This is a genomic window from Thermomicrobium sp. (assembly GCF_053493975.1).
The window spans coordinates 1-17,765 of the sequence record NZ_JBRBZA010000007.1 but is presented as its reverse complement, the minus strand read 5'-3'; the positions used below and the strand labels follow the sequence as shown (position 1 = coordinate 17,765).

At 68.9% G+C, this 17,765-nt stretch carries 16 protein-coding genes; 3 read left to right on the top strand and 13 right to left on the bottom strand.

Annotation, left to right across the window (positions count from 1 at the left end; translation table 11 throughout):
- Positions 1-951, top strand: a 951-nt coding sequence (locus tag ACWIVK_RS01280) for a fumarylacetoacetate hydrolase family protein (protein WP_448574720.1), incomplete at its 5' end; no start/stop codon positions are given.
- A gap of 64 nt (positions 952-1,015) precedes the next feature.
- Here the strand turns inward: ACWIVK_RS01280 and ACWIVK_RS01275 are convergent.
- From ACWIVK_RS01275 to lpdA, 9 genes are all read right to left on the bottom strand, one after another.
- Entirely contained in the window at positions 1,016-1,348 is a 333-nt protein-coding gene (locus ACWIVK_RS01275) for a hypothetical protein (protein WP_448574719.1), read from the bottom strand.
- 300 nt (positions 1,349-1,648) lie between these two features.
- Complete coding sequence (locus ACWIVK_RS01270; protein ID WP_448574718.1) at positions 1,649-2,191, bottom strand: hypothetical protein; 543 nt, start codon at positions 2,189-2,191, stop codon at positions 1,649-1,651.
- A gap of 141 nt (positions 2,192-2,332) precedes the next feature.
- Positions 2,333-7,156, bottom strand: a complete 4,824-nt coding sequence (locus tag ACWIVK_RS01265) for an HAD-IC family P-type ATPase (protein ID WP_448574717.1) — start codon at positions 7,154-7,156, stop codon at positions 2,333-2,335.
- Positions 7,157-7,177: 21 nt separating this feature from the next.
- Positions 7,178-7,642, bottom strand: coding sequence for a hypothetical protein (locus ACWIVK_RS01260; protein WP_448574716.1), 465 nt, complete (start codon positions 7,640-7,642; stop codon positions 7,178-7,180).
- 13 nt (positions 7,643-7,655) lie between these two features.
- Positions 7,656-7,895: a hypothetical protein gene (locus ACWIVK_RS01255; protein WP_448574715.1), complete on the bottom strand. Its 240-nt coding sequence runs from the start codon at positions 7,893-7,895 to the stop codon at positions 7,656-7,658.
- A gap of 382 nt (positions 7,896-8,277) precedes the next feature.
- The gene (locus tag ACWIVK_RS01250) at positions 8,278-9,357 is read right to left on the bottom strand and encodes a type I phosphomannose isomerase catalytic subunit (protein WP_448574714.1); all 1,080 of its coding nucleotides are present in this window, start codon (positions 9,355-9,357) and stop codon (positions 8,278-8,280) included.
- On the bottom strand, positions 9,354-9,818 hold the full coding sequence (locus tag ACWIVK_RS01245) for a DUF6789 family protein (RefSeq protein ID WP_448574713.1): 465 nt from the start codon (positions 9,816-9,818) through the stop codon (positions 9,354-9,356). The genes ACWIVK_RS01250 and ACWIVK_RS01245 overlap by 4 nt, the downstream gene beginning before the upstream one ends.
- Complete coding sequence (locus ACWIVK_RS01240; RefSeq protein WP_448574712.1) at positions 9,815-11,089, bottom strand: cation:proton antiporter; 1,275 nt, start codon at positions 11,087-11,089, stop codon at positions 9,815-9,817. The genes ACWIVK_RS01245 and ACWIVK_RS01240 overlap by 4 nt, the downstream gene beginning before the upstream one ends.
- An 83-nt stretch (positions 11,090-11,172) precedes the next feature.
- Positions 11,173-12,582 (bottom strand): dihydrolipoyl dehydrogenase, encoded by a 1,410-nt coding sequence (lpdA, locus tag ACWIVK_RS01235; protein WP_448574711.1) that lies wholly within the window; start codon positions 12,580-12,582, stop codon positions 11,173-11,175.
- Between the two features lie 290 nt (positions 12,583-12,872).
- Between lpdA and ACWIVK_RS01230 the strand changes: the two genes are divergently transcribed.
- On the top strand, positions 12,873-13,175 hold the full coding sequence (locus ACWIVK_RS01230) for an SWIM zinc finger family protein (RefSeq protein ID WP_448574710.1): 303 nt from the start codon (positions 12,873-12,875) through the stop codon (positions 13,173-13,175).
- Positions 13,176-13,536: 361 nt separating this feature from the next.
- Entirely contained in the window at positions 13,537-13,938 is a 402-nt protein-coding gene (locus tag ACWIVK_RS01225; protein ID WP_448574709.1) for a hypothetical protein, read from the top strand.
- Between the two features lie 187 nt (positions 13,939-14,125).
- Here the strand turns inward: ACWIVK_RS01225 and ACWIVK_RS01220 are convergent, their stop codons facing one another.
- The 4 genes from ACWIVK_RS01220 to ACWIVK_RS01205 form a co-directional block, all read right to left on the bottom strand.
- A complete protein-coding gene (locus tag ACWIVK_RS01220) occupies positions 14,126-14,869 on the bottom strand; it encodes an RNA polymerase sigma factor (RefSeq protein WP_448574708.1) in 744 nt (247 codons plus the stop codon).
- Positions 14,870-14,891: 22 nt separating this feature from the next.
- Positions 14,892-15,485: a hypothetical protein gene (locus ACWIVK_RS01215; protein WP_448574707.1), complete on the bottom strand. Its 594-nt coding sequence runs from the start codon at positions 15,483-15,485 to the stop codon at positions 14,892-14,894.
- Between the two features lie 68 nt (positions 15,486-15,553).
- Entirely contained in the window at positions 15,554-16,117 is a 564-nt protein-coding gene (locus tag ACWIVK_RS01210) for a hypothetical protein (protein ID WP_448574706.1), read from the bottom strand.
- On the bottom strand, positions 16,107-17,765 hold a 1,659-nt coding region (locus ACWIVK_RS01205; protein ID WP_448574705.1), incomplete at its 5' end, for a MauE/DoxX family redox-associated membrane protein. The genes ACWIVK_RS01205 and ACWIVK_RS01210, both read right to left, overlap by 11 nt.

Below are 17,765 nucleotides of genomic sequence, written 5' to 3'. Positions count from 1 at the left end.
ATGCGGCTGGTCACGTACAGCGAGCGGGGTCGGACGAGCGTCGGGGTTCTGGAGGACGGCTGGATTCTCGATATCCCCCAGGCGTACACGGAACTCTTGCACCAGCAGGGAGTGACGGATGCGGCCGGGCGAGCGCTGGCGGAGTGCCCTCCCGACATGGTGCTCCTCTTGGCTCGCGATGGGCTCGTTCGAGCGCGGGAAGCGGTCTCCGTCGCGCGCGAGGCGCTGGCGCACGATCCGGAAGGCGCACGGCAACGCGGGCTGGCAATCGCAGCCGATGCACCCGGCGTGCGCCTGCGGGCTCCGCTCCTGCGACCGGGCAAGATCATTTGCCTCGGGTTGAACTATGCCGACCACGCGCGGGAGACCGACTCGCCGATCCCGCAGTACCCGGAACTCTTCAACAAGTTCGCCAACGCGCTCATCGGGCCGGGCGAGCCGATCGTCTTGCCGCGCGTGAGCCAACTGGTCGACTACGAGGCGGAACTGGCGGTGGTCATCGGGAAGGCGGGCCGGTACATCGACGAGGCGCGGGCGCTCGACCACGTGGCCGGCTATACGATCTTGAACGACGTCTCGATGCGCGACTTCCAGTTCCGCGGTCGGCAGTGGATGCAGGGGAAGACGTTCGATCGCTCGACGCCGCTCGGTCCCTGGATCGTGACGGCCGACGAGATCCCCGATCCGCAGGGGCTGGACATCAGTTGCGAGGTCTCGGGCGAGGTGCTCCAGCGTTCCAACACCGGTGAGATGATCTTCAGCGTGGCCGCGGTGATCGCCTATATCTCGCAGATCATGACGCTGGAGCCGGGAGACCTCATCGCTACCGGAACACCGGCGGGGGTGGGGTTCGCGCGCGAACCGAAGCGGCTGTTGCGACCGGGCGACGTGGTTCGGGTAACGGTCGAGCGGATCGGGACGCTGGAGAACCCAGTGGTCGCCGAGGAGTGAGCGGGCGAGCGGCGGTCGAGCGTCCGGGTAGGACGCCGCGTCGCGCCGGCGGGTGCTGGGGCGCTCAGATGACGATGTTGCCACCGCGCTGGGGCGGACGGAGGACGACGAGCCGGCCTGGTTCCTGGTACTCGATCTGCGGGTCGACGCGCTTGCCCGAGCGGTAGGTCGCGAGGACGCCGGTGACGGCGACGCGCTCACCGCAGAGCGCTTCCCGGAGCCGGTCGACCGTCCACTTGCGCGCCGCGAGCTCGCGGAGCGCGTCCTCCCACAGCACGGCGTAAAAGTCGCCGCCGAAGTTGACCAAGAGGCAGGGGCGGTCGTGCCACGCCCTTTCCGCATCGATTGGATGCGACCGACCGTCACGTTGCGCTGCGGCGGGGAACGCGCGCGGCATCGCGGGATGTTGCGCCGCGCTCAGGGGCTTGTCCGATCTCGGGTTACCGTGACTCTCTCCGACTAGGGAACGATCGTCAGTTCGGTCGTGTCACTGGGTCGTCAGCGAACTGTCCGGTCAGGGGCACGACTGGGTCGATCGGCTCGGTGCCGATGCGAGTTGGTCGCAGAGCGGGACTGGATAGACGGCACGACAGTCGAGCGGTTTCCCAGCTTCATCCGCGACTGGGGCAGAAGTACCGCGGTGTCGCTCGGACAGTGCCGGCGACCATCGAGGGCGCGCGGCTGGCTGGCGGGACGATCACCCGTCGAGCAAGGCGGCGCGGAGGATGAGCAGGATCGACATGACCAGATCGGCGAAGACGGCGCCGGCGACGAGTGCCAAGACCAGCTCGGCCAGTAGGAGGAGCACATCGGCCAGCAACTGCAGGACAGCCTCGGCAGTGAGCGATTCTTCGCCGAGCAGGACGAGGCCGAGCCCGAAGGCGATCAAGAGGAGCTCGCTCCGAGTCGTGCCGCCGACCAAGGCGGCCAGGAGCCGCTTGGTGATCGGCAGCTCTTTGATGCGCCGGTAGCCCTGCAGGAGTGGCCGCTCGGCCGGTTGCCGCAGCGGCGGCATCGCCGTCAGTTCTGCCCGGGTGGCGGGAGGCTGGCTCGGCGCCGACGCACTCAGCGCGACCGGTCGGGTCGCTTGGAGATCGGGCTGGGTGTCGGCCAGTGGCCCGACCACTTCACCGACCAAGTGCCCCAGCTTCCAGCCGAACCAGTACAGGGGCAGGAGCGAGACCGCGTGTCCCCGCTCTCGCTCGACCGTCGACTCGATCCGCCGGCTCACTCCGAGCATGGCCACCTCCCGTGCTCTCGCTCGGATGGTACGCCGCGCGAGCCGGGAAGTTTTTGCGGACTCGTAAAAGTCACTCCTGGACGCGAGGCTGCGCACCGGACGCCGCGCAGTGGTCCGCGTTGCGCGGTCGAAAGTCGGTCGTCAGGCGAGTCGGGGCACGGGAGCGGTGCGCGCGGGGGTCGGACCCGCCTCGGCCTCGGTGGGGACCAGTTGGGCGATGGCGCGGCTGGCCGCGATCGCCGCTGCCGTGCTGATGCCAGCAGTGAGCCAGCCAGCTGGGCTCAGAGGCGGCAGACCGAGGAGGGCGCGTACCGGCGGGGTGACGACCGTCGCCACGAGGACCGCGCTCGACAGGGCTGTCCCGGTCAAGAGGCTCGGCGTCAGACCCGCTCCGGTCAGGCCCAGCTCGAGGGTCTGGGCCAGTTGGCTGGCGACGAGGGCAGCGAAGGCGACGGCTGGTGCAGCGGTGGGGTCGGCCCGCATGGTCCAGAGGTAGGCGAGCGCGGCTGGGACCGCAGTCGCCCCGGCCCGGCGCAAGACGTCGGCCCGCAGCGGCCGGTCGAGGGCCGTCTCCCCCTCGCGGGCCAGCTGCTCCAGCCGTCGGTAGCGCGGCCCCTGGAGGGCGATGGCGAGTGCCGGCGGGACATCGGTGATCAGGTTCACCATGAGCACTTGGCGGGTGTTGAGCGGGGCAGGCGCTCCGAGGATCGCGGGGAGCCCCATGAGGAGGAGCTCGCCCAGGTTCCCGCCGAGCAGCAGAGCCACCGCGCGGCGCATGTTGCGCCAGAAGCTCCGGCCCTCGATCAAGGCCTGGACCAGGGCGGCGAAGTCGTCCTCGATCAGGATCAGGTCAGCAGCCTGCCGGGCGACCTCCGTCCCCCAACCCATCGCCATGCCGACATCGGCGAGGCGGAGTGCGGCGCTGTCGTTGACGCCGTCACCGGTCATCGCCACGACGTGCCCGCGGGCTTGCAAGGCACGCACGATGCGGACCTTGTCGAGCGGCGTGGCGCGGGCGATGACGGGTATCTGCTCCAGTCGCTCGGCCAGTTGCTCGTCGCTCAGGCTGGCCAGATCGGCGCCGGTGATGACCCGCTCGTCCTCGGTGAGACCAGCGGCCCGCGCGATCGTGGAGGCGGTGGCTGGATGGTCGCCGGTGATCATGACGACGCGGACACCTGCCCGGCGACAGCGCGCGACCGCGTCGGGGACCGTGGGTCGCAGGGGGTCGCTCAGACCGAGGAAGCCGATGAGGCGCAGATCGGTCGGATCCTCCAGCCGTACCGACCCATCCGCCTCGGCAACGAGCAGGACGCGGAGGCCGGCTCCAGCGAGCCTGAGCAGGTGATCGGCCAGTTCGTGGTGTCGCGCCTCGTCGAGCGGCTGCAGGCTGCCGTCCGCGGCGAGCCACGCGCGACAGCGGTCGAGCAGGACCTCCGGGCTTCCTTTGAAGTAGGCCGTGTCCCCGATCCGCACGGCGTGATAGGGCTGGGTCGATTCGAAGGGCAACTCTTCGTCGCGCGGGACCTCGAGCCGATCGTTCACGCCCGCTGCCAGGGCGGCCTGCAAGACGGCTGCATCGGTTCCGTGACTGAAGGCATCGCTCCGCGAAGGAGGCGGGCTCGCCAATGCCGCACTGGTGAGTGTTCGGCGGGCCAGCGCAGTGAGCTGCCCAGGCAGCGACTCGAGCCCCGCGCTGGTCAAGATATGGGTCACCGAGAGTTTGCCCGCCGTCAGCGTGCCGGTCTTGTCGACGCACACGATGCTGACGCGGCCGAGCGCCTCGACCGCCGAGAGCCGACGCACGACGATGCCGTTCCGCGCGAGCCGGCGCGCTGTCGCGGCCTGGGCGACGCGCGAGAGGAGCGGGAGCCCTTCCGGAACGGCGGCGATCGCCAAGCTGGCACCGAGACCCAGTTGTGCGGCGGGTGGCAGTCCGCGCAGGATGCCGCTCAGGGTGACGGCGGCGGCAGTCGCGAAGGAGATCGGCAAGGAGAGACGCGTGTACTGGGTGAGTCGTTCGGTGAGATGGTCCCGGTGCTCCGCGCTCAGTTCCAGCGAGCGACGGAGCGCTCCGAGGCGCGTCCGGGAACCGGTCGCCACCACGACGGCGACTGCCGTACCCGAGACGACGGCGCTGCCGGCCAGGACGACCGCCCGCTCATCGCGCGCGGCGGCATCCTTCTGCACCGGGATCGACTCGCCGGTCAAGGCCGACTCGTCGACGGTGAACTTGTTGGTCTCGATCAGGCGGGCATCGGCTGGCACGAGGTCGCCGAAGCGCAGCAGGACGATATCGCCGGGAACGAGCTCGCTGGCACGGATCACCTGCTCGCGCCCGTCGCGCCGGACGCGTGCCTCCGTCTCCGTCAGCCGGGCCAACTCGCTCGTCGCGCGGGCCACCCGCACGTCCTGCCAAGTGCCGAGAAGCGTGTTGACGGCGATCGTCCCGATGATGATCAGGACATCGAGCGGGGCATTGACGGCCAGCGAGAGGGCAGCGCCGGCCGCCATGATGGCGACGAGCGGTGAGCTGAGCTGCTCGAGCGTCGCCTGGACCCACGGGTTGAGCTGGGAGTCGCTCGGCTCGATGGCCAGTCGACGCGCTGCTTCGCTGGCCGGCAGTCCGTCTGGACCGGTAGCGAGCTCGCGGAACAGCTCGTCCGGTGCGCGTTCGCCCCAGCGCTCCGGCTCGGGGTCGACGTAGACCGGAGCGGCGCTGGACGGGGGCTGTCCCCACAAACGGATCCAGCTGATCACGATCGCGAGCAGGGCAGAGCCACCCAAGAGGATCGCCGCGAGCGTCGGCGAGAGCGGGAGACCGAAACCGAGCGCCAGCGCCGCCAGATTGCTGGCCAGCGAGACGAGCGTCGTCTCGCGGACGGCCCGATCGCGGCGCGCACCGACGTCGACCAGCGTGGCCACTGCCGCGAGGTCACTCGCCAGGACGTCGACGGGGTAATCGAGCACGACACCGTTCGGCTGCAGACCGATCGCGAGGTCTGCCTCGCGGAACGCGCTCGGGTGGGCCAGGTGATCGGCTATGTAGAACACGCGTTGGCCGGAGCGCCGGAGTTGGGCGATCGTGCCGGCAGGATCGTCGTCAGCCAGGACTTCGACGCCGACCGTTTCCAGCCACGCCAGACGTGCCTCCGGCGCGGCGCGGACGAGAACGCGGATCCCTCGCTCGCGGCAGCAGCTCACGAGTTCGCGTCCCGCCGTCGAAAGACGCGGTCGCAGCCCGATGACCCCGACCAGACCGTCGCGGCCGCGCTCGCAGAGCAACACCGGTAGGCTGCCGCGCTCGAGGAGCTTCGCGACGACCGGGTGAGCTCTGCCGTTCGCACCCACCAGCTCGAAGCGCCGCCAGTCGCGGGACCCGTTGCGACGACCATTGTTCGGCAGCGGGAAGGCGTTGGCGAAGGGCAGGCGTTGCTCGATGGCGAGACGCGCGCTGCACTCGAGGAGTTCATCGAGCGAGAGCGCGTCGTCGAACGGGATCGCGGTGTCGAGTTCGAAACCGTCGCTGAGCAGCAGCGGGTGATCGAGGAGGATCACCGAGGGACGGACGAGGCGCCGACCGGGGGCGAGGCGTGTCACGAGCGCGCCGGCCCGCAAGGCACGGGCCACAGCGCCGAGGTCGGCCATCTCGGTACCGATCAAGGCCGGGCGGGCATTGAGTAGGACGAGCGCGCGGCCCGCAGCCGCCAGCGATCCAGCGCGCAGACCGTTGACGGCGGCCGCTCCCAGGGCGAGCGGTGCGATCAGGTCGAGGTAGCGCTGCGTGAGCTCCGGCACCGGTGTCGGGCGCGGTCGCCACAGTACCGCGGGATCGATCGCTCGGTAGCGAATGGTGGCCTGACCGTGCAGGACGAGCGAGCCAGCTGCGACGGTCTGCCCTCGTGTCCGGTGCTCGACCGTACCCGCTGGCGCGAGCGTGAGGATCTCACCATCCACGAGCTCGGCCGGCAGTGGCAGGCGCGCGCCCGGGCTGATGCGGGCCGTCGATCCAGGATGTGGGAGACTGCTCTCCGCCAGCTGACGCTCGTAGCGTTGCCACGCGCGCTGCCAAGGCAAGAGCACCGTCAGCAGGCGGAGCGCTTCCAGGAAGCTCACCAAGAGACCGATCCGCTGGCCAGCGAGCGCTTGCGTGACGATCCCGAGCGAACTGGTCGCGATGTCCGCGCCGATCGGCGTGAGGAGTCGCCGCATCCCCTCGCGCAGCGCCGGAAAGCCGCGGAGCACCGTCAACGTGTCGGCGATCAGTGCCGGAGCTGAGCTCGTGGTCAGGGCGGCTGGTCGACCGAGCAACTGGCGGGCGACCAGGAGCCCGAGCCCGAGTGCCGTGCCAGCCGAGCGGACGATCCCGTAGGTCAGGAGGTCCCGGTCGAAGGGGGAAATGACGCGCCGCGCGCTGGGCGGGAGTTCGGGCAGATCGAGTCCTGTGATGCTGGCGATGACGTCGCTCGGATCGATGCTGTCGTCGAGTTCGACGAGGACGCGTCCGGTCAAGGCACTGGCCCGGACGACCGACGCCCCGAGGCGAGCGAGTGCGTCCTCGATCAGCTGGGCGACGTGCGGGTTCCCTTCCAGACCGGGCACTGCCAGGCGGAGTCGCCGCCGGCTGATCGCCCCGACCTGCCGTGTCACCGCATGCTCGATGCGCACGCTGGTCGCGCGTGGGCTTCTGGCGTCGACGGGTGGCTCGCTGGGCGCCGTGCCGGCGCTCGCTGCGCGATCGGACTGGTCCAGGTGCTGCGCGAGTTCCTCCAGGAGTGCCTCGGTGCTCCACCGCGCCGGATCGACGCGCAACAGCCAGGTGCCCGTCAGGGAGTTCCCGGTGGCCGCGAGGATGCCGGGAACGCGGCGCACCTGAGCGAGCGCATCATCCGGCGGGTACGGATCGAGCGACAAACGCACCCGTCCGGGTAACTGGTGCAGTACCCGAATGCGCGTTCGGTTCATTGCGCTGACGCGTTATCCCGACTACGGGTCCGTGGACCGGCGCGATCGATCAGCGGACTGTTGCCCGCGCTGCCACGCCTGGCGGAGCGCTTCCGCCTCGGCCAAGACGTCCTCCAGCTCCTCCTTGGTGCGCGCGAGCGTCTTCGAGAGGCGGCGACTGACCACCGTGCCCAGCGAGGCGGCCCAGAGCAGAGCGGCATCCACCAGCTGCTCGGCGTGGGTGACCACCGGCGGAACCGCAGGTGCGACCGGCTCGGCGACCTGCGTCGACGCTTCGGAGGTGCTCGTCGCTCGTTCGCGCGGAGCCTCCCGCCGCGTCCGGGTGCTGCCCGGTGCACCGGGCTCGCTGGCACGCGCGCGCCGGGGGTGTCCATCGCGCTCTGGCGACACCGGCTCGCTCGCTTCGGCTTCGCCGCGCGCCGCTGTTGCGGCATCGTCGGGTGAGCGTGCCTCTCGAGGCTGCTCGTCTCGTTCCTGTTCGTTCATCGGTCGCCCCCGGTCAGTTGGGTTGGACGATCGACCCTTGCGGTCGCAGCCGTTGGCGCGCCGCTGCGAAGCCGTCGCGTGCTCCCCGCAGAATGGCCTGCCCACCGGCGAGGGCGGTCAAGCCACCAGCGACCGCATAGACGAGTCCCCGGCGAACGGCCCGGCGGACGCGTGGCGAGAGGAGCAGCGCAGTCGCGGCGACTGCGATCGCGGTCTCCGGGCGAGCATACTCATCCAGTTCGAGTTCCGGCATCGTATCCCCCTTTCGACGACACCAGTGTTCTCGGTTTGTTGCGCAGCCCCTCGTCAGCGTGATCCTGTGCGCGCGTCATTGCTCCGGATTTTCTATCACCAGTGACTCTTAATAATGTTGCAAAAGTATTAAGGTGGGTACTTAGTCATCGTGCTGCCGGACACATTCGTCGTGCTGCCGTGGATGTCTCCCAGATAATACCAGGCTGACTGTCGTCGTGTGCGGGAGGGAGCCTGAAACGCAGGCGGTGGGCGCGCTCGAGCGCGCGGAATGATCGGCGCACCCCAACGGCTGCTCCTGCAACGCCCTTCGCCAGCTGGTCGCCGGTCAGAGGGCCGGGGTGCTCGCTGGCCGCTCGCTGCGTTGCGCTCCATTCGCCCGGTCAGTGGGCTGCCAGAGCGTGCCCGAGGTCGCCGGTGTCACCGGCGAGCTGGGCGATCGCGGCGTCGTCGTGGCCGGCAGCACGGAGGGGCAGGACGACGTCGTGCCGAAGATCGGGTATGCTGGCCGCGAGCACGGTCGCCGGCCCGGTCAAGGCGCACGATGCGACGGCAGCCGGCACGAGCGCGGTCTCGCCGCGCGCCAGGTGGAGCTCGTCTCCGCTGGTCTGGAGCGCCAGTGTTCCCTCCAGGCAGGTGAGGACCAGGGGGGTCTGACCAGGCTGGCGGGGGAGCACGCGCCGGTCAGCGATCGTCCAGCGCTCCAGGAGGAAATACCGGCAGGCAGCCAGGACGGTCCGCCAGTCGTCGAGCGGAAGAGGCCGCGTGCGTTGGGCGCGGCGCTCCGGGTGAAGAACAGCGAGCCCCTCTTCGATGTGCAGGGGACGACCTCGCCCGTGAAGATCGACTCGTCCCCAATCGTAGAGGCGATAGGTGATGTCCGACTGCTCTTGAATCTCATATAAGAGAATGCCGGAGCCGATGGCGTGCAGGGTTCCAGCGGGGACGACGACCGTGTCCCCCGGCTGGACCAGCAAGCGCGCCAGGATCTGAGGCAGATCGCCGCGCGCGATGCGATGACGGAGAGCCGGTGGATCGAGCGGTTCGATCAACCCGACGATCAGCTCGGCGCCGGGTTCAGCGGCCAGGATGTGCCAGGCTTCCGTCTTGCCGCGCTGGCCGAGCGACGCGGCCTGCTCGTCGTCGGGGTGGACTTGAACGGAGAGAACATCGTCGGCATCGATCAGCTTGATCAGGAGGGGAAAGTCGCCGAACGGCTGACTGGCTGCCATGCCGCGCTGGCCCAAAAGCTCTGCCCCGAACTGCGCGACGAGCTCACCGAGCGTCCGACCAGCCAGCGGACCACTGCGCACGCATGCTGCGTTCGCCGTTTCCCACGACTCGCCGATGCGCGCCTGGGGTCGAAACGGTTTGCCGCAGGAGCGCACCAGTCGCTGATCCCCCCAGGGACGTTCGACCGGTATCGGCTCGAGCAGGAGCGGTGCAGCGACCGGCGACGTCATCGGTGGCGCGCTTTCCCACGGGACTCCTGCCAGCGGTCGTAGAGGATGCCGAGCGTCAGGCCATAGGCGAGGTGCCGCCAAACTTCTTGGAGGAACGGGACCGGCCGGTTGAACGGCTCCAAGCGGCCGGCGCGGATTTCCGGATGGACGCGATCGAGCAGCGCGACGATCGGCCAGAGCGCCAGATTCTCGGCCAGGGCAAAGAGCAGGCCGGCGAGCCAACCGGAGAACGGGAACACACGACGCAGGCGCCCGTAGAGGACGCCGAGCGCTGCGCCGTTGGCCAAGTGCATGAGCGTCCCGAGCACCGGCCAGAAACGAGCGCCTCCTGGCACGAGTCCTGCCAAGAGTCGGAGATCGTTGGTCCGTCGGCGTAGGAGCGCCAGATCGACGATCATGGCGATGAGGAAAGCGACCGCACCAGCCAAACCGGCCAATGCGGCGTGCCCGAGAGCCCTCATGACGAGGCTCCCTCCACGTACCCGGTGGTGGCGGCGAGTTCTGCCCGGCGTGCGGCGATCAGGGGGCGAAGCAGCCAGACCAGGAGCGGTGGAGTCAACAGGGTGGTGAGCATCGACATGACTACGGCGACCGAGAACAGGGGACGCTCGACCACGCCGAGCGACAGGCCGATCGAGGCGACGATGAGTCCGACTTCGCCGCGTGGCACCATGCCGAAGCCGACCACTGCCATCGAGCGCAGGGGAAAGCCGATCGTTCCGAGAGCGGCCCCGAGCGCTTTGGTGAGCACGGCGACGGCGGTCACCGCGAGTGCCAGCCAGAGCGTCTCGCTCTGGAGAAAGAGTCGTGGATCGACCCGAGCACCGGTCACCACGAAGAAGAAGGGAACCAGGAAGGTGAAGATCGGGAGCGCTTGGTCGTGCAAGCGATAGCGCTCAGCGACCTCGGCCAGCGCCATACCGGCTAGGAAGGCACCGACGATCGGGGCGAGACCGATCATTGCGGCGATCGCTGCCAAGGCTAACATCAGCGCGAGCGCGACGACCAGCGGTGCTTGCTCGAGCTGGAGCCGTTCGACCAGCGGGGGAAAGAGGCGCCGGACCACCAGTGCACCGATCCCACCGACGACCGCGGTGAAGCCGAGCGCGAGGACAGAAACCCACAGGACACGGCCGAGCTCGAGTTCGCCCGAGACCGCGACCCCTGAGACGACGGTGAGCATGAGGAGTCCGAGGATGTCGTCGAAGACAGCAGCTCCCAGGATGATGCGGGCCTCGCTCGAGTCGAGAGCGCCGACATCGCGCAGGACGCGAGCAGTGATGCCGACACTGGTGGCCACGAGGACTGTGCCGATGAAGATCGACTCGATCGAGGGGTAGCCCAACGCCAGCATGAGCACGGTTCCGCCGGCGAAGGGTCCGAGTACCCCGAGCACAGCGACTACGAGCGACCGGACGCCGACACGCAGGAGATCGCTCAGACGCGTCTCTAGCCCGACGAAGAAGAGCAGCACGACGACGCCCAGTTCAGCGATCGACTCGAGGACGAGTGCCAGACCCTCGCGTGCAGCCTCGCGATCCTCGTGAAAGAATTCCAGGATTTCGTGCCCCGGGACACCGATCAGGCCGAGTGCGAAGGGACCGATCAAGATCCCGGCCAGCAGTTCGCCGATCACCGCAGGCTGGCGAAGGCGGAGGAAGAGTTCTCCCGCGAGTTTCGCGGCGAGAAAGATGATCAGGAGTTCGCTCAGGACCTCGACGATCGCGGTCATCGGCGTCGCTCCCCGAACACGGTCATCGGATCCCCTCACGCACTCGATTATCGCCAGTTCGCCACGAGTCGAGAAGCCGGTCGTCAGATGTGGATGGCCAGGTTATCGACCGCCAACGCGGCCTCGCCGATCACCTCGGAGACGGTCGGGTGCGGGTGCACCGAGAGCCCGATCTCCCAGGGCGTGGCCTCGAGCAGCTTGGCCAAGGCGGCCTCGGCGATCAGCTCGGTGGCGTGATTACCGATGATGTGGACGCCGACGATGTCGTCGGTCTCGGCGTCAGCGATGATCTTGACGAAGCCGTCGGTCTCCCCCTCGATGAGCGATTTCCCGTTGGCGCGGAAGGGAAACTTGCCGACCTTGATCGAGCGCCCCTGCTCCTTAGCCTCGCGCTCGGTGAGACCGAGACTGGCGATCTCCGGATGGCAGTAGGTCACCACGGGGACGCGGTGATAATCGAGGGGGAGCGGTTTCTCGCCGGCAATATGCTCGACGGCGATGATCCCCTGGTGCATCGCGGTATGGGCCAGCTGCTGGATACCGATCACGTCGCCGATGGCATAAACTCCCTCGACGTTGGTGCGGAAGTACTCGTCGGTGACGATGAAACCGTCTTTCGTGCGGATTCCCAGTTCTTCGAGGCCGATTTCTTCGATATTCCCCTCGCGACCCAACGCCACGAAGAGCGCATCGGCCTCGATGACCTCTTCTTGTGCACCGCTCTTGCGCACACGCAGCCGGACGCCGCCTTCGGTGATATCGAAGTCGTCGGCGGAGGGGCGATAATCGGGGATGATGCGGATCCCTTTGCGCTGAAAGGCTCGGATGAGCTGTTGCTGGACTTCTTCGTCCTCGTTGGGGACGATCCGTCCTACCAGCGTGACCTCGGCACCGAAGGCGCGCCAGACCGTCGCGTGTTCGACACCGGTCGCGCCGCCCCCGCGGATGATGACGCGCTTGGGATACCAGTCGATCTGGGCCGTCGTGTGGTCGCTGTTGAGCACGCGCACGCCGTCGAAGGGGATACCGGGGATGGCTCGTGGCCGCGAGCCCGTGTCGATCACGATCGCCCGTCCGCGCAGCTCGTGGCGCTGGCCGTCGTCGCCGTTGACCAGGACAGTGCGATTCCGGGTCAGCCGGCCGATTCCCTGGACGAGCGTGATGCCGTGCTTGCGGAAGAGAAAGTGGATCCCCTTGTGGAGCTGTTCGACCACCTGCTGGGCGCGCCGGAAGGCGGTCGGATAATCGCCCTGGACCTCGCCGACGATGACGCCGAACTCCTCGGCCCGACGAGCTTGCTCGAGGAGTTCCGCGCTCTTGAGGAGCGCTTTGCTCGGTATACAGCCCCGGTGCAAGCACGTCCCGCCGACCTTGTCCTTCTCGACGACAGCGACCTTCAGGCCGAGTTGCGCGGCGCGGATCGCTGCGACGTAGCCGCCGGTCCCACCACCGAGGAATACGACGTCGAACTCCTGGCGCTGTTCGACGGTCATTTCTTCCTCCTTGCAGTTCGTTCTCGCTGTGCACGCGAATCCCCCGAGCGTTCCGGAGGTTCTCTGAGCGCAGTATAGCAGGGAAGTCGGTGCGGACCGCGCTGTCTGCAGTGCGGTGTCGGCGAAAAGAGAAGCGAACCCCGCCGACAGAACCCTCGCGCGACGAACTCGCTCGTGTGCCGAGCCGGCGCAGTGGCTCGCCCGTCGCTAGCGAACCGAACACGCGTCCGAGATGAACCGTGTTACACTTGCCGGTGACACAATGTTGACAGAAGGTGTGGTGAGGGGCGATGCAGGAACACCGCGGGAAAGCACTAGCCAGTTGGCGCGAAATCGACCTGGCCATCTGGCGGCGGATGGCCGAACGTGCCCGAAAGGAAGGGGTGTGTGCCTACCGGTTGAACGGCGATCCGCGTCACTGGGCAGTGACCAGTGCGAGCCGGTCCGGTGTGGCTTACGAGGTGACGATCCTCGACGATGAGCTCCTCTGCTCGTGTCCGGGTAGTGCCTACTACCGTTATTGCAAGCACCGCGCGTTGGTCCTCGCCGAACTCGGGCTGCTCGATCCGGAGTTCGGAGTCGAGGCCGCCTGAGCGAGGACCGGTTTAGCCTCTGACGCTTGTTCCTCCCCAGGCAAAGTGACGTTGGGCAGCGGTGAGTTCGCCAGTCACGCTGGGCCACGGCCAGCGGAAAGCGGTCTGTGGCGGGACTCCCGAGCCGTTCGAGAGCGAGCAGTCCTCGATACCGAAGACTGTCAGGTGGCCGAGCGGTCCGATCGGCGGCTGGATCGGCACAGGGAGATCCAACAGGACCCACAGCGCGAGGATTCCCGACGCGGGTGAGGATACTGGTGACGAGCGAGATTCCGCCGACCACCGCGACGGCAGCCGCAAGGTCGCCGCAGCAACGAGCAGAGACCCAGGTTTAGCCGACGAGACGGGGGAGGACGTTGCAGTGCGGGTACTGCCGGAGGAACGCGCTGTTCAGTCTGGGGTCGAGCCGCGTTTCGGGCAAGGCGACGATGACGGGCGCGACCAGGAGAGCCCATCGGAGGAGCGAGTTCGGGAGTTCGAGCGACGATACGAAAAGTTCTCGCTGCTACGGGAACCAGACGAGACCGATACCGGCGTGGAGGGCGAGGACGCGGGTCGCGCAGGGTTTCACGCTGGCGAGGAGCGGCGGACTCGGCCAGTGCGGCGTGCCGAGGGCCCCTTGGAGAAGCCGGAGCCTCGTCCACGAGGCAACCGCTCGACCGATGACTGTCAGAAGCGGGCAGCACTCAGGGGTGCCACCGTGGTGAGCGGAGCCGGCGCGCTTCCGGTACGAACCAGCGACGATGCGCCGGTGCTGGCGTAGGACCGAGGGTGATCGGAGCGCAGCCGCGCAACACCAGAGCGACTCTTGGGGACCTCTGGCCGTCTCCGGGCAGGTGGTCCATCGCTGTCTCTGGAGCGTCCGACTGTGCGTGGGGTGTAACGAGTGTGACCGGTAGGGGGAACGACCACTGTGCCACTGGCTCGAGACGCCCGGAGGGCTCGGCCGTTCAGGAGGGAGCGGGGGTACCGCCGGGGTCACCCGTTCGGTCCAGTCCGGCGAGCGCGTGCCGCAGTCGCACGAGCGCACGGTGGGCGCGGCGTTGCGCTGCGGCGGGGGAGATACTGAGGAGATCAGCGATCTCCTCGAACCCGAGTTCGGCTTCCCAACGCAGGTACAGGATCTCCCGGTCCTGGTCGCGGAGCGTCGCGAGGGCCTGCTCGATGAGGAGAGCGTCGGCCGACCAGTTTTCGGCTGCTCGCGGGCAGGCCTCGCGCAGGACGCGGGCGAATGCCCGCTGCTCCAGCTGCTGGGTGCGCAACCAGTCGAACCAGCAGCGTTGGGCGATCCGGTTGAGCCAGGTGGTAAGCGCTGCACGGTCGCGCAGCTGAGCGCGAGCTGCCCAGGCCCGGGTGAACGCTTCCTGGACGAGATCGTCGCGGATCCCTGGGGGAACGCCGAGGCGACTCAAGTGCGCGCGCAGGCGGTCGGCGTGCTGGTCGTACAGGCTCGCGAAGAGGTCCTGGTCAGGAGCGGCGCGCGGCGGATGCTCGGGTAGCTGTGCCGGGTTGGTCGGATCGTCCGGTTCCAGGGGCGGTGGTTTCCGGCGCGCGCCCCGGAGCAGTGCTGGGGGCATCCGCGGGAGGGAGCAGTGCAGCGGTACCGATCGGTCGTCCCGGAGCAGGTGTCCGAGCGAGGAGAGGACGAGGAGCGCGGCGAGGCCGAGGGTCCGTGCAGTGCGCGCGAACCGCATCGCGCGGTTCCCTTCTCGGTGGTCAGGGACTGGTACTCGCAGTGTACAGCAGGAGGCTCGCGCAGACCAAGGCGAGCGCGACCAGCCCGGATCGTGCCAGACGCTGCAGTCTCAGGATGGCGAGCGCGCCGACCGGGCGAGCCGGGCGCCAGAGCCGATACGCTGCACCGGCAGTGGCGAGGCCTCGTGCGAGGCCGAACGCGGTCAAGAGCGCTGTGCCCTCGACGAGGTCGCGTGACAGGAGCGCAGCGAGACCCAGGCTGGCCAGCTGGAGCGTCGGCCAGCGGGTGGTGAAGGCGGTGCCGAGCTCGAAGCCCCAGGCTGCACTCGCCCAGAGTGGACCGCGCTGGAACCATGCCGGCGAGACCTGGCGCGACACCGGGCTCCGCCAGCCGGTCACTATCTCGGCCGTCGCGAGGGTGGTGACCACCCCGGCGAGAAGGAGTGCCAGTTGCTGCGTGGGGACCACGACGGCCAGGAGCAGCGTGCCGAGCAATGCGAGCGTCCCGCCGGTCAGCGCGCCGCCGGCGCTGCTGGCCACCACGTGGAGGAGAGCGGTCGCCACGGCGTGCCGGCGTGGTCGCTCTGCCATGGTCGGGCCGAGCACGTCGACCATCGAGTACCCTCAAGGCGACCAGAGGGCAGAAAAGCCGCTGGCGAGAGCTACGGGCAGCAAGGACAGCATCATCGTCGTTCCTCCGCTTTGACCGCGGTCTGCCGAAGCAGGTCGACGATCTCCGGAATCTCCTCGACGGTCCGTAGGACCCCGCGTCCCCGCAGGTGCCCGCGTTCGTCGACGAAGGCGAGGCTCGGGAAGCTCGCGAGACCGAGTGCAGCCAACGCTGCCTCGCCGACGAGGTGCGGCACGCGCGCTGCACCAGCCAGTCCATCGCTTTCCGGGACGGCGAGCACCAAGAGCATGCCGCGCTCGGCGAGTGAGGCTGCGAGCGTTTCCAGTCGTTCCCGAAAAGTCGCACACGGCGGGCAACGCTGGCTGAGCGCGAGGACGACCGCCGGTGCAGCAGGTGACACGCCGAGGATCAGCTGATCGGACGCGCGGCCAGCCAGGGCGAGTGGGGCAACCGGCTGGCCCAGGCGCGCCCGCTCGCGTTCGGCCTCGACCGTGCTGGCGACGACCTGGTGAAGCGCCTGGAGGCGCTGGGCCAGCCGGGCGAGGACCACTGCCAGCCCGAGGAGAGCGAGCCAAGCGCCGAGCAGGCTGGTCGTGACGGCCCACTCAGGTAGCATGCCGCGGCTCCGTCCCTGGCGAGAGCCGGCGCAAACTGGCCGCCGCAGCCATGAGGCGCGCGACCGCGAGCACTGCCATAAGCAGGACGGCGGCGATCGCGAGTTCGCTGAGCGACGGCGCAGCCGCCACCGGCCAGGCGAGCGCGACGAGCCCGAGCAGGAACAGGTTGCGGAGCACGGCGGCGCGGCCGAGCTTTGCGGGCACCAGGTTACCGAAGCAGGAACAGTCCGCACCCGGCGCACGCCGGGCTCCGACGACGGCGAACGCGGTGAAGGCGAGAAGAGCGGTCGCGGCGAGCGCGAGTCCGCCGCGGACACCACCCGGCAGGAGTAGCGAGGACCCGATCAGCAGCTCGAGCGCGATGATCCCCACCGCAGCCGGGCGAGCCCAACGGCGGACCCGCGGCAAAACGGTCACGAGCAGCTGCGCGAGACGCCCGAGGGAGACGATCTTGCCCAGCGCAGCGACGAGGAAGGTACCGGCGAGCACAGCGGTCGCGACGCTAGCGAGCGACTCGGGAAGGTGCCGGAGCAAGCCAGTCGCGCCGACCGGTGCAGCTGTGCCGGGTGAGAACGCCGGCCAGTGATAGTAGGTGACGTACGGAAACTCCAGGTAGAGCCCGCAGGCCACCGGTGCCGAGAGTGTCCCGCTGTCGAGCGGGAAGCGCCAGAGGCATCCGTCGCTGATCGCACCGACGTACACGGTCCGCTCGCTTGGCTCGGCGCCCACCAGGAGCCAGTCGGACGAGAAGCCTCTCTCGGGCAAGCGGTGCGTCGCGCTCAGCTGCCAGGGACCCGGGTCGACGACGAGGAGTTCGGACGCTTGCACGGGAAAGGCGACCAGCCGGTCAGCGGCGAGCGTCGCGGCCTGCGCGGCGAGGTCCCGGGCAAGCGGCGGGTCCGCGCGGCGAATCGCCAGCGTGCGTGGATCGAGGACGAAGCGGGCCAGGTCAGCCGTGACCAACCAGAGCTCGTCGCCGACGAGCAGGGGAGCCGCGAGCGAGGGGGACGTGCTCGGTGCGAGACGACCGCGCTCCGGCAAATAGCCCGTGACGAGCCGCGGGATCGTCTGCTGGGCGGCCACCGCGCCCGTCCTCGGGTCGAGGACGAAGACGTCGCCCAGGGAGTTCGTCCACTGCGGCAGGACGGAGCGGTTGACGACCAGCAACCGATCGCGAGTGGGGAAGAGCCAGGCGTAACTGCTCGCGCCCAAGCCGGTGGCCCAGGAGGCCCATTCCTGCCGTTCCAAGTCGTACGAGGTGACGACGAGTTGCGGGATGTCACCGCTGCCGCCATAGTAGGCGAGCCCCAAGAGCGTGCCGTCGGTGGAGAATGCAGCGAAGGTCAGGCGGAGATCCGCGACCAATTCCGGTTGGCGAGCCGCCAGGTCGGCGAGCGGCGGGGCGGACGCTCCGAGCGGCAGGGAGGCCTCGAGCGACCAGGTGGGGAGCGATCGGATCTCGAGGACATCCGTCGGTCCGGACGGATCGCCGCGGACGACGGCAGCGCGGCGACCGTCCGGCGAGAGGACGATTTCGCGGTACCCCTGGTCGGGGTGCGCTGCCCGGTGCAGCTCCTGACCGGTGCGCGGGTCGAGGACGACGACCTCCTTCGCGTCGGGTCGCGCGAGCGAGACGATCAGGGGCCG